The sequence below is a fragment of the Lysinibacillus sp. 10T31 genome (assembly GCF_056394365.1).
Genome location: NZ_JBFTHS010000003.1, coordinates 98416 through 111317, shown reverse-complemented (window position 1 = coordinate 111317; position 12902 = coordinate 98416). Strand labels below are relative to the sequence as shown.

Sequence of the window (12902 nt, the reverse complement as noted above, 5' to 3'; positions counted from 1 at the left end):
GCTTCTTGTAATCGCATCCGTGCTTGCGTAGCTTATTTTGTTCTTCTTTAAATGAATAAACGATATGAAAAGCCCCTCCTAATCACTCGGCTATCGGGCGATTAGGAAGGGCTTTGATTATTCTCATCTTTGGAACAATGCAATAACCACCCCGCGAAACGTTTAGCGGTTATTACTCAGGCGAATTAACCTTGCTGCGTTCACTCGCCTGGTCCTGTTCAGGTTGTTCCGATTTTGCTGGTTGCTCCGACTGCTCAGGTTGTTCCGATTGTTCCGGTTGCTCCGATTGTGTCGGTTGCTGCTCAGGCTGATCTTTTCTGAGTTTTTTGCGAATAAAGCCCCAAATTGCGCCTACAGCCAGCACAAGCACGATCCCAAACTTCTTCAGTAGAGGGATGAGCACAGCAAATATGCCCGCTTTTTTGGCAACGGCTAGACCCGCGCCTCCGAGAATTAATCCAGTTAAGCCGAATTCAGCTACCTTATCGGTTTTTTTGTCAAAATCCTCATAGCGCTGACCTTGCTTTAAGTTAAACTGCTTTAGGATCTTGTTGTTAAACACTATACGATCGGCCTGCAAATTTGCCGGATCTGAGACGAGTATCGCCGAGATATAGCCTTCGCGCGATAGAAGTCGCACATTGTAGTTAATAACACCGTTGTTCTGATTATCATGTGCCAATAAAGACCATGACAAACTGTGTAATTGGTTGTCGTAGAAAGGAGCAACATCCCATTTGTCAACGAATAACTGATTTTCAGGACTTAAATCCTTATTCATTTCTTCCGTGCCTTCTTTGTAGCTTTCCAGCAAGGCGTCAGCATCGATATCCTTTTTCTCGTCGTCTTTAATATGTCCAGATTCCGTATATTCGAAATAAACGGCCCAATTCTGTTTTTCATCCTTTGGGAAAACCACACCGATTTCTTCCCCGTTCGGTTCCATTCCGCTCTGCGTTATGTATTTTTTCGTATTTTCGGCATCAAGAAAAATAAAATCGCTACCTAATTCAAGCTCCGCTAAATTAGTTCCCACGTCGACTTTCTGTCCACCTTCTACCCAATTTAGCTCTTCTTCGGCGTATGCGGGAACCGCACACGCCATTATAATAAGAGTCATAACAGTTACTGATTTTAATAGTTTTACAATCAATGATTTCAAAAATCGCTTCCTCCCAAACTTGCGTTCTTACGCTGCGGACGACTTGTCCTTATTTCCTTTAAATAAATGAATGCCTACTAGGACGGCACCGATACCTGCAATAGCAATTTCAACAAAGGTTTCGCCTCCGCCAAAAATTTTGCCGAAAACGGTAAATAATTTGAATTGCATACCGAATTGCGGCAGTATGAACGCCCCTAACCCCAAAATTAAAAATATAATACCAGTACGTAACATAATTAACCCCCTTAATATGGAAAAAACACTTCTATAGATTATCTTATATCCCAAAATGTGGCAACCGTGTAAATAGTCATTTAATTTTCGTGGTATTTATGACCTATTAGTAATAAGAGGATATTTCTAGTGATTACGGATTATCGAAATAAAAACAATTTACCAACCAACTAACTAATATATAAATTAAATATTTGGCCTAAATATTATAGGAAAAATAATTTGTATATATATATGCGATTTCTTTTATGAATGAGGGCAAGAAAAGAAATACCACAATTTCATGATGATGGTGAGTATCAACATTATGGGAAAGAGAGGAAAGTTAAGAATGAATTATAATGAATTTATTTGGTATTTTAGGTTCGATATAGGCACTGAATATGGTGGAATATACTGTAATACTCATTTGTGGCTACAGTTTCTTTTGAATTTTGATTTTAATAAATACTTGAGATTAAGGGCATTCCTCTACTCTTTTAGAAATAGATTGTAAAAGACGACCTTGTTCGTAAATATTCACCTTGCATTACTTATAGTTTTTTTATGTAATTACTTTGAGCATAAAAGGTTTGAGTAATAAAAGGTTTATTTTGTGTTCTTTTGTGTACATAGATACTGGGTAATAGGGGTATAAATTCTTGAGAACTAAAAGCGATGTGTTATAATAGGGGTAAGAAAAAGACCGTATGGTGCTGTAACACCATACGGTCAAGTAACAAAACAAACGCTTTAAGAGCGATTGGCAAGAGCAAAAGTAAAAGCACTTTAACCTCGCTTAGGTTTTAAAGGGTGCTTTTACTTTTTTTGTGAAAAAGTATATGACAATGCAAGGATAGCTACAATTAAAGTGCCAATAGCAATAGCAATAGCAATAGCAATAGCAATAGCAATAGCAATAGCAATAGCTATGCTTAATGCTTCGTATGTTGTCATAAGCAATCCCTCCTTTCTCTCCTAGAACTAAATAGCAAAATTTGAATTAGGAGTAGTAGAAAAGATCGCCAATCACCCTGAAATACCTTTGTTCTGTTACACTTTAATTATACCATTTCTTCTATCATTATCACAGATTTGCTATCTTTTACTAGATTCTAATTCCTCTAACTGATTAGTTATTCTCTTCTTCGATTTTTTAAACTTTATCACTCAATAATTCAATTGATTATTTTCTTATCCAAGGTTTGTATTTGCCGATATACCGATTATGTGTAATAGGGCTGTGTTAATTGTGTATCCTTCAACATGCAGCTATCGATGGGGAGCGGAAATTTAGAATATAAATTAAAATTTGGAAAACCAGCTACAATAAAAGATATAGTTGACATATTTGAGTGTGACGAGGATTTGAGATTTGTAGAAATCTAAGAACAGTACAAATACTATATTAATTGGTTAAAATAGGCTTGTTAGTTGAAGAAGAGTTTTCCAAATAAAAGCATATGCAAGAAGGGAAGGGCATCAGGGGATGGTATTTTCTCTTTTTAAGAAAAAGAAAGCGCCACAGCAATTGAAAAATAGAGTTGAATTCTGCATCACAAACTTATCACTTGGAGCGGATGCCTATGATATATTAAATGAAAGATCCGATATTGAAATTGAAGAATCGGGTTGTACATCACATTGTGAAATTTGTGAGCAAGGTATCTTCGCCATCCTCAATGGAGAAGCCATAACTGCAGATGATGCAGAGACGTTAGTGAAGGCAATTGATGAAGAAATTAAACAAAACCCTCTTTATTGAAATGAAAACAGCTTGTTAGCATAAATTAACAAGCTGTTTTTTATATTTTGGTGAAGAGCCACTATACAGTTTACCAACCGCGTACGTATTGCACTGGAGGTGTAATTTCTTCTCCTAAATCCTTAGCAGCATGAAGTGGCCAATATGGCTCGCGCAGAAGAACACGCGCTAGGAAGATTAAGTCAGCACGATTATTTTGTAAAATTTCCTCTGCTTGAATAGCTGTCGTAATAAGGCCGACTGCTCCAGTTGGAATATCAGCACCATGCTTAATCGCTTCAGCATGAGTTACTTGGTAGCCTGGAAAAACATTAATATGTGCATGCACGACACCACCTGTAGAAACATCCACTAAATCGATCCCCTGTGATTTCATCCAACGACTGAAGACGATAAAATCATCCATTGTAGTACCATCATCTGCATAGTCTTCAGCGGAAACGCGCACAAGTAAAGGGCCTTCCCAAACACTACGAATAGCATCGATGACTTGACGTAATAATCGATAACGATTTTCTTGCGAGCCACCGTATTGGTCATCGCGTTTATTCGTTGCAGGTGATAAAAATTCACTTATTAAATAGCCATGTGCTCCGTGGATTTCAAGAACATCAAAGCCTGCTTTAGCTGCCCGGACAGCTGCTTGTTTAAATGCTTCTACAACATATTCAATGTCTTCTAATGTCATTTCAGTTGGCGTTTTATAATCATCGCTAAATGCAATGGCTGATGGAGCAAATATTTCTCCATCTACAGTTGCTTTACGCCCAGCGTGTGCAAGCTGTATGCCGGTTTTTGCTCCGTATGCTTTCATTCCTTGAACTAATTGACTTAAACCTTCGATATGGGCGTCATCCCAAATGCCAAGATCGTTACTAGAAATACGACCCTCTGGTACAACACCAGTCGCTTCGACAATAATTAAACCAACTTGACCAGCAGCCCGCGTTGCATAATGTACTTGATGGAATGGTGTGACAAGCCCATCAGCCTGTGCAGAGTACATACACATCGGTGCCATCACAACACGGTTTTTTAAAGTGATATTTTGTAATTGATAAGGTTCTAATAATTTAGCCAATTTAAAGCCCCCTAATCCCTAGTGATATACTTTACCCCGCTTTAACGGGCAGTAATACTCCCACCTTTAATATTTTAGCAAAAGTAAGAAGTTAGGTGGGAGATAAACTGCCCGTAAAAGCCCGATTCGTTCAACTAATAATCATTGGGGGATGAAGAAAACCCCCAATGATTAAAGTTTCACTTTATTTTGCACACATTATTTACTATTTGCAAGTGATCGAGATCGAGCTTCTGCTTCTTTAATGCACGCTTCAATGGCTTCATTAAATTGATATTGTTCAAGAGCTTTAATTCCAGCTTCTGTTGTACCGCCTGGACTTGTTACTTTACGGCGTAATACATCAGGCTCATCGACGGATTGCTTCAGCATTTCCGCAGTACCAGCAAGTGTTTGCGTCATTAATAGTCGTACTGTATCTTTCGAGAGACCGACCTTTGTACCAACCCGTTCAAATGCCTCCATTAAATAATAAATATAAGCTGGGCCACTTCCTGAAAGAGCTGTTACAGCATGTAACTGATCCTCATCTACCTCAATAACTGAACCAACCGCCTCTAAAAGCTGTAAGAAAAGAGCGCGTTGTTCTGCTGTCACTTTGTCATTAAAGGCAATCCCACTTGCAGACATCCCAATAGTGGCAGAAGTGTTAGGCATAACGCGCGCGACTGGACGAGCACCTAAATGTTCTGTAATAGTAGTAATGGCAATACCAGCTAAAATAGAAAGAATGGCTGATTGCTCTGTAATTTTAGGCTTTAGCTCACGCATCGCCGCAACGGCATCCTTTGGTTTCATCGCTAAAATGATTAAATCAGCCTGCTGATAAATATCATCATCACAATTGCCATTTACATCATATGTGTCGTGTAAAAATCGTAAGCGTTCCTTGTCTGAGCGATTGGTGACGTAAATTTCTTGTGCTGTAAATACCTTTTGTTTAATCCAGCCCTGAATCAATGCCTCTGCCATAGAGCCTGCACCAATAAATAGTATTTTTTTCATGATAAAACCTCCAGTTCAAATTCAATTTCGCCTTGGCGTAATTGCCGCTGACGCTTCGCTTTCGCGCAGATAAACAATGCGTCCGGATTTTGAAAATCTGTGACATCCGCCGGAGGCTTTATCTTCATTCAGCTGTCGCTACCAAACATTTGTAGCAGTCGCTACTAAAACATTTGTAGCTGCCGCTACGCTTTCGCTACTAAAACATTTGCTGAATGAAGATAAAAAAAAGCGCTCCCGTCCTTATAAAGAAGGACGAAAACGCTGTTGTTTCCGCGGTACCACCTTTGTTTGCCAATTGGCACAACTCATAGCCCTTTTATCGCAAGGGAAACGGTTATGTTTTCATAACTGCTCAGAAGTAGGTTCGGTAATGGGAGCGGGTGATGTCACTTTCAGCAAATGTAACACTCTCTAAGACACCTTCACCAATTACGTACTTGGCTTCATCAACGCACATTAATAATTAGATTATTCAAAATTATATTGATAATACGTCAAGCTGTCAACAGGAGGGTGACGAAAAGAAGAAAAACTTGTAAAATAGAATGAATCGGTATTCACTAGTTGCATTAAAGGGGGAAACAGCTTTTGTCTATATACAAAATTGAAATACCAACACCCTATGAAGTAGGAGATGTGAATGCATTTGTTGTAAAAGGCGATGCATTGACCATTTTTGATGTTGGTCCAAAAACAATGGAAGCCTATGATGCGCTTAAATGGGGTATTCGAGCAGCGGGCTTTGACATGCGAGATATTGAACAGGTTGTGTTAACCCATCATCATCCAGATCATGCAGGTTGGGTGGATGCCTTTCCAAACGCAGAAATTTTAGGGCATGCCTATAATGATAAATGGCTACGTCATGACGAGGATTTTTTACGTTACCATGTGCAGTTTTACAGTGAGCGCTTATTCGAGCACGGAGTTCCTCAACAATATATCCAGCCGAGTGTACATGTCCGCCGTGAAATAGAGCTTGTAGGTGAACGACCATTAACACAAATTCTTAACGATGGAGATGAAGTGCCAGGACATCCTGGACTAAAGGCTATTGAAACGTTAGGACACGCACAAAGTCACTTAATCTACTGGGATGAAAAAACTCATGATGTAATAGGTGGAGATTTATTACTTGAAAAGATAACGCCAAACCCATTAATTGAGCCACCACTAGACCGTACATTAGGACGTACAAAATCGTTACTACAATATAATGAATCGCTAGAAATTTTACGTCGATTACCAGTAAAAAAGATGTATACAGGACATGGTGCTGAGCTAGAGAATATTCCTGATTTAATTGATAAACGACTAGAACGCCAGCATCAGCAATCTTTGAAGGTTTGTGAATTATTTGGGGACGAATCATTAACTGCTGTACAAGTAACGAAGCGCTTTTACCCATCGATTTTTCAGCGCCAGCTTGGACTGACCTTGTCCAAAACGCTCGGTTATTTAGATTACTTGGAGGCCAATAATTTCATTACATCTACGAAAACGGAAGAAGGTATCTACTTATTTCACAGGGAGTAGGTTTAAAGATGAACATGAATAAAAAGACTATCTTCGTTACAGGTGCAACTAGTGGTGTTGGCCTGAAAATTACAGAATTATTAGTAGCACAGGGTCATACGGTATATGCAACAGGACGCAATACGGTTGCATTAAAAGCATTAGAACGCATAGGCGCAAACGTGATTCAAGCAGATTTAACTAATTTAGCTACAATCGATGAAGTATGTGCACAGCTACCGCCTCTTGATGTAGCTATTTTATCTGCAGGGGTAGGTAAGTTTGGCATTGCAACTGACTTATCAGATGAAGCGATTAGACAAATGGTAGAGCTAAATGTTAGTGTGCCGATGTATTTAGCAAAACGTCTAGCAGCACCTATGATACAACGTCAGCAAGGTCAGCTAATCTTCATCGGCTCACAGGCAGGAAAGGTAGCGACACCTAAGGCTAGTGTCTATGCTGCTACAAAGCATGCGATTGTCGGCTTTACAAATGGGCTTCGAATGGAACTGGCTCCGTATAATGTTAAAGTTACTGCGATACATCCAGGTCCAATCGATACACCATTTTTAGATAAGGCAAGTGATGAAAGTGGCTATCGTGAGTCTTTAGGAAGATTTTTGTTAACAGCGGAAGAGGTGGCACAAGCTACAGTAAAAACAATTGAACGACCAGTTCGAGAGGTTAATTTACCTAGGATCATGGGATTAACAAGCAAGCTGTATGCAATGGCACCTGCAACCGTAGAATTTTTAGGCAAATCATTTTTCAATAAAAAATAGGGATAAAACTGTAAACATACCAAGTTGAGTGTGTTTACAGTTTTTTTATGGTTCATCATCAAAAATTGTGGATGGCATTTGTAAAACATTAGTCTAGGATAGTTGCATAAGCCCCTTTTGAAAAAGGATATTTTTCATCCCAAAGAGAATTTAAATATATAGAATGGAGGATGAAAAGAATGAATAAATATCTTAATCAAATTTCCCAAGACTTAGTAAATGCAAATTTGAATAATTATTGGTCAGGTTTTGAATCGATTGCTTACGCATTATACGATAAAAGTTATGTTTATCTTTTCAACCATCCTAGAATGAAAAAAAATCAACAAAATAATTATCAAATTTTAAATTGGGATGAACAATTTATGGGTTGTACACTTATTCTTTATAATGATTATCCTACAGCAATTGTAAATATCGAATTGTATGAGAATTATGAAAGTTTATATTCTATTCTCGTACACGAATTATTCCACGGTTTTCAATATGTTAAAGGCGAAACACGGTTTGCGAATGAAGTTCTGGGAATCACATATCCGATATCGAAAGAAAATGTAGAATTACGAAATCAGGAAAGAGCAAACCTTTTTAGTGCGGTGTTAGAAAATAATATTCTTAAAAAGAAACTATATCTTAATACTTTCATTGCTCTAAGAGAAAAAAGAGCTGCTAAGTTTAATAATAATCTATTATATGAAAACTTAATTGAAACAATTGAAGGACCTGCGTGGTATGTTGAACTAAAGGCATACTCAGAAAAAAAACCGATAGCTTACAAATCAGTTCTAAAAAAGTATGGACAACACCTTAAGGACAAATATGAATCTACTTCTGATATACGAAAAAGTTGTTATAGTTCAGGTTTGTTTATGTGTTTGTTACTAGATGAATTTTCACCAGGTTGGAAGGAAAGTTTTTGGGGTAAAGAGGATACATTATACGATATATTTAAACAGCTTTCTGATGATTTTATAAAAATAAATAGCGTAGAAATAAGTCCTGAAACAGAGGAGGCAATTAATTTTACTATACAAAATAGAAAAAATACATTTGAAAACTTTGAACAACAAAAAGGTATTCATCTATTTATTGAAGGTGAAATAACTGCTAAATCTTTTGACCCGATGAATATCGTCTCATTTGAAAATAGGCTTTTACATAAGAACTCTATAAAAGTAAGAATTAACAATGAAGACTATCTTGTACAACAACCTGTTATTGCCTATTGTAAGGATGGACTTCAAAATATAATTAAATTACATCTGATATTAAAGAATAATCCCATTGAAAATGCCAATTCGCTAAAAATTGATGGAATCGGAGTAATCAAGGGAAGGTATGAAAAGCAGGAAAATGTTTTGCATTTATATGTGAATTAGGACCATCTTTTCTTCAACTAATAACGGTGCAGTATTGTTGAAGATTAAACTTTCAGAACAATATAGAACCGCTAGAGAAGAATTACACTCTCTAGCGGTTTCTTGTTTCTAAGTTAATTCACTATTCTATATTTCAACGTAAATCAACCCCTCGTTTTGCCGAAAACAATTTACTTTCCTAAAATTTATATAATATACATTCATGTAGCGAGTAAAAATTCGTTTTTCTGAGTAAAAATATTCATAGTTGTACAAGCGCTAAAAGTATTATAATGACACACTTTTTACAATAAACATAAAAGTCTATAAATTTATAAAAATACACTTGTTTTAATTTTTATAACATGATACTATTCGTGTATAAACTTTTAAACGAATGTATAAACATACATATCTTATAGATTAATTGGAGGCGCATTTTTTATGGCAAATAAAAAAGTAGTATTAGCATATTCAGGAGGTCTTGATACTTCTGTAGCAATTCCGTGGTTAAAAGAACAAGGTTGGGACGTTATTGCAGTGTGCCTTGACGTTGGTGAAGGTAAGGACCTTGAATTCGTAAAAAATAAAGCTCTTCAAGTAGGAGCAATTGAATCATATATGGTAGATGCGAAGGATGAATTCGCTGAAGAATATGCATTAATCTCATTACAAGCTCATACTTGGTACGAGCAAAAATATCCTCTAGTATCGGCACTTTCTCGTCCATTAATTTCTAAAAAATTAGTGGAGATTGCAAACCAAGTAGGAGCGGACGCAGTAGCTCATGGTTGCACAGGTAAAGGTAATGACCAAGTTCGTTTCGAAGTTTCAATCAAAGCGTTAAATCCAGATTTAGAGGTGTTAGCACCTGTACGTGAGTGGGGCTGGAGCCGTGATGAGGAAATCGAATATGCAATGAAACATGATGTACCGATTCCTGCAACGTTAGATTCACCATTCTCTATCGACCAAAACTTATGGGGCCGTGCAAATGAAGCGGGCGTAATGGAAGATCCATGGGTATCTCCACCAGAAGAAGCTTATGGTTTAACAGTTTCTGTGGAAAACGCTCCAGATGAAGCGGAATATGTTGAAATTGAATTTGTTGCTGGTAAGCCAGTATCGTTAAACGGTAAAGAAATGAAGCTTGCTGATTTAATCCAAGAATTAAATGCAGTAGCTGGCGCACACGGCGTTGGTCGTATCGATCACGTAGAAAACCGATTAGTTGGTATTAAATCTCGTGAAGTATATGAAATTCCAGGAGCTAAAGTGCTATTAACGGCTCATAAAGAGCTTGAAGACTTAACGCTTGTAAAAGAGTTAGCACACTTCAAGCCAGTCATCGAGAAAAAATTATCTGAATTAATTTATGATGGTTTATGGTTCTCTCCATTACGTGTAGCACTGGAATCATTCCTTGCCGAATCACAAAAGTTTGTGAACGGAACTGTGCGAGTGAAGCTTTACAAAGGTCATGCAATTGTGGAAGGACGTAAATCTCCAAATTCACTTTATAGTGAAAAGCTTGCAACATACTCTAAAGAAGACCAATTCAACCATGCTTCAGCAGTAGGCTTCATCGAATTATGGGGTCTGCCAACCGTGGTTAACTCTTCAGTAAATAAATAAAAACTAATTTTGACAAGCAAGGTGTAGGATAGCTTTGTGCTATGCTGCACCTTTTCAAAAAGAAATGAAGGAAAAGGTGAGCTGTTATGACTAAACTTTGGGGCGGACGTTTCCAAAAATCGGCAGAAGCATGGGTGGACGAGTTCGGAGCATCGATTGGCTTTGACCAACAGCTTGTTCTAGAAGACCTTGAAGGTAGCGTAGCACATGTTACGATGCTTGGCGCAACAGGAATTTTACCAGCGGCTGACGTAGAGGCCATTCTTGGTGGCCTTGCACAATTACAAGAAAAAGCAATCGCAGGGGAGCTTGAATTTACAGTTGCCAATGAAGATATTCACTTAAATCTGGAAAAAATGCTCATTGATTTAATTGGTCCTGTAGGTGGTAAGCTTCACACAGGTCGTAGCCGAAATGACCAAGTAGCAACGGATATGCATATTTTCTTGAAAAAACGTGTGAAGGAAGCAATCGGTTTAATTGAGATATTCCAAAAGACATTGCTTGAAAAAGCTGAGGAGCATGTAGAAGCAATTGCTCCAGGCTATACACATTTACAACGTGCCCAACCAATCTCATTTGCGCATCACTTAATGGCCTATTTCTGGATGTTAGAGCGTGATAAACAACGTTTTACGGAGTCGCTTCAACGTATCGATATTTTGCCTTTAGGTGCAGGTGCCATGGCGGGGACAACTTTCCCAATCGACCGCTTAAAATCCGCAGAGCTATTAGGCTTCAGCGAAGTTTATGCAAACTCTATGGATGCAGTAAGTGACCGTGATTTTATCGTTGAATTTTTAAGCAATTCATCATTATTAATGGCGCATTTATCTCGTTTTGCAGAGGAAATTATTTTGTGGTCGACAGATGAATTCAAATTTATCGAATTAGATGATGCCTTCTCAACAGGTTCTTCTATAATGCCACAAAAGAAAAATCCTGATATGGCAGAGTTAATCCGTGGAAAAACGGGACGTGTTTACGGTAACTTAATGGGCTTATTAACCGTTCTTAAAGGAACACCGTTAACATACAACAAAGATATGCAAGAAGATAAAGAAGGTATGTTCGATACAGTCCATACAATTCTTGGTTCATTAAAAATCTTTGAAGGTATGGTTCGCACGATGACTGTCAATACAGAGCGTTTGCACCAGGCAGTACACTCTGACTTCTCCAATGCTACGGAGCTTGCAGATTATCTCGCAACAAAAGGTATGCCTTTCCGTGAAGCACATGAAGTGACAGGAAAACTTGTATTCACATGTATTCAACAGGGTATCTACTTATTAGATTTACCGCTTGAAGACATGAAAAAAGAAAGTGAGCTTATCGAAGCGGATATTTACGATGTATTAGCGCCTGAAGCAGCTGTTCGTCGTCGTCATTCTTTAGGTGGTACAGGGTTTGATCAAGTAAACATCCAAATCGAAAAGGCAAAAGCTTGTCTATTTTAACAATTATTTAGCGTGCATGTCCTTGTGACTTTTGCATAGATATTCATTAAAGCTGTCCAGTGAGGCACTATGAAAAACCATTTTCCTTTTTCGTTTAGAGCCAGAGGGTGAAACGAGAAAGAGCCCCTTACATAGGTGAAGGACAATCCCCAATTCTGGAGACGCGGAATTGGGGTTTTTGTGTAAAGAAATAACAATGGGAGGGATTTCAATGAATGAGCGTTTTATAAAGGGATTAGAAACAATTAAACAGTATGTGACAAAGGAAGAAGCGGCACGAATGATTGAGGCAGATGCACTAGCTGATGTAGCACCAGATTTACGCAAAATGATTATTGAATTTGCCTATGGTGATGTTTATTCTCGACCAGGGCTAGATGCAAAAAGCCGTGCACTTGTTGTCATTACAGCAGTAGTAACTCAAGGTGCTGCCCCACAAACAAAGACACATATTAAACGTGGTATACATGCAGGTTTGACACAGATAGAAATTGTGGAAGCATTATTACAATTAGTGCCATATATAGGTTTTCCTCGTGTACAAAATGCTTTAACTTTTTTCAGCAGGTGTCCAAACACCTATTGAAAAAAGTTAAAGCCTCCGGCGGATGTCACGGAATCGGAAAGGAGTGCTTTGTGCAAGCACAAAGCCGATTCCGGACGCAATTATGCCGAGGCATAATTGATCCATTGCGCAACAAGTCTTTAAAGAAGTCGCCTAAAATAAAAATCTGCATTTTCGTGGAGTTTTATTCTTTAACAAGCCATTATTAATAAAAATGCTCTTCACATGAATAAACACTTGTTAAACAGTTCATATTAAGAGAGGAATCACTTATCAATCTAAAATGATTGGAGGATGTAGAATGAGTAGTCAAACACCCAAAGACCAGGAATCTCAGGAAAGTCCGCCACAG

Annotated in this window: 13 protein-coding genes; 7 read left to right on the top strand and 6 right to left on the bottom strand. The window is 38.0% G+C overall.

Features of this window, described 5'->3' with window-relative positions:
- Nucleotides 1–172 precede the first annotated feature (172 nt).
- From AC1DCY_RS02950 to AC1DCY_RS02940, 3 genes are all read right to left on the bottom strand, one after another.
- The gene (locus tag AC1DCY_RS02950; RefSeq protein ID WP_477347299.1) at nucleotides 173–1162 is read right to left on the bottom strand and encodes a DUF2167 domain-containing protein; all 990 of its coding nucleotides are present in this window, start codon (nucleotides 1160–1162) and stop codon (nucleotides 173–175) included.
- A gap of 27 nt (nucleotides 1163–1189) precedes the next feature.
- Entirely contained in the window at nucleotides 1190–1399 is a 210-nt protein-coding gene (locus AC1DCY_RS02945; protein WP_477347297.1) for a hypothetical protein, read from the bottom strand.
- A 798-nt stretch (nucleotides 1400–2197) separates the two neighbouring features.
- Complete coding sequence (locus tag AC1DCY_RS02940; RefSeq protein WP_477347295.1) at nucleotides 2198–2335, bottom strand: hypothetical protein; 138 nt, start codon at nucleotides 2333–2335, stop codon at nucleotides 2198–2200.
- 532 nt (nucleotides 2336–2867) lie between these two features.
- Here AC1DCY_RS02940 and AC1DCY_RS02935 point away from each other — a divergent pair.
- Nucleotides 2868–3143, top strand: coding sequence for a YuzB family protein (locus tag AC1DCY_RS02935; protein WP_477347293.1), 276 nt, complete (start codon nucleotides 2868–2870; stop codon nucleotides 3141–3143).
- Between the two features lie 70 nt (nucleotides 3144–3213).
- Here the strand turns inward: AC1DCY_RS02935 and namA are convergent, their stop codons facing one another.
- The 3 genes from namA to AC1DCY_RS02920 all read right to left on the bottom strand — a co-directional run bounded on the left by namA (nucleotide 3214) and on the right by AC1DCY_RS02920 (nucleotide 5357).
- On the bottom strand, nucleotides 3214–4224 hold the full coding sequence (gene namA / locus AC1DCY_RS02930) for an NADPH dehydrogenase NamA (RefSeq protein ID WP_477347291.1): 1011 nt from the start codon (nucleotides 4222–4224) through the stop codon (nucleotides 3214–3216).
- A 198-nt stretch (nucleotides 4225–4422) separates the two neighbouring features.
- Nucleotides 4423–5229 carry a pyrroline-5-carboxylate reductase gene (gene proC, locus AC1DCY_RS02925; protein WP_477347289.1) on the bottom strand — a complete coding sequence of 269 codons (807 nt, stop codon included), beginning with the start codon at nucleotides 5227–5229 and terminating at the stop codon, nucleotides 4423–4425.
- Nucleotides 5226–5357 (bottom strand): hypothetical protein, encoded by a 132-nt coding sequence (locus AC1DCY_RS02920; protein ID WP_477347287.1) that lies wholly within the window; start codon nucleotides 5355–5357, stop codon nucleotides 5226–5228. Before AC1DCY_RS02920 ends, proC begins: the two co-directional genes overlap by 4 nt.
- Before the next feature lie 463 nt (nucleotides 5358–5820).
- Between AC1DCY_RS02920 and AC1DCY_RS02915 the strand changes: the two genes are divergently transcribed.
- The 6 genes from AC1DCY_RS02915 (at nucleotide 5821) to AC1DCY_RS02890 (ending at nucleotide 12571) form a co-directional block, all read left to right on the top strand.
- Nucleotides 5821–6768 carry an MBL fold metallo-hydrolase gene (locus tag AC1DCY_RS02915; protein WP_477347285.1) on the top strand — a complete coding sequence of 316 codons (948 nt, stop codon included), beginning with the start codon at nucleotides 5821–5823 and terminating at the stop codon, nucleotides 6766–6768.
- Between the two features lie 8 nt (nucleotides 6769–6776).
- Nucleotides 6777–7532 carry an SDR family NAD(P)-dependent oxidoreductase gene (locus tag AC1DCY_RS02910; protein ID WP_477347283.1) on the top strand — a complete coding sequence of 252 codons (756 nt, stop codon included), beginning with the start codon at nucleotides 6777–6779 and terminating at the stop codon, nucleotides 7530–7532.
- A gap of 179 nt (nucleotides 7533–7711) precedes the next feature.
- Complete coding sequence (locus AC1DCY_RS02905) at nucleotides 7712–8911, top strand: hypothetical protein (RefSeq protein ID WP_477347281.1); 1200 nt, start codon at nucleotides 7712–7714, stop codon at nucleotides 8909–8911.
- A 423-nt stretch (nucleotides 8912–9334) separates the two neighbouring features.
- A complete protein-coding gene (locus tag AC1DCY_RS02900; protein WP_477347279.1) occupies nucleotides 9335–10525 on the top strand; it encodes an argininosuccinate synthase in 1191 nt (396 codons plus the stop codon).
- Nucleotides 10526–10611: 86 nt separating this feature from the next.
- Complete coding sequence (gene argH, locus AC1DCY_RS02895; protein ID WP_477347277.1) at nucleotides 10612–11985, top strand: argininosuccinate lyase; 1374 nt, start codon at nucleotides 10612–10614, stop codon at nucleotides 11983–11985.
- Nucleotides 11986–12196: 211 nt separating this feature from the next.
- Nucleotides 12197–12571, top strand: coding sequence for a carboxymuconolactone decarboxylase family protein (locus tag AC1DCY_RS02890; RefSeq protein WP_477347275.1), 375 nt, complete (start codon nucleotides 12197–12199; stop codon nucleotides 12569–12571).
- Nucleotides 12572–12902: the final 331 nt, after the last annotated feature.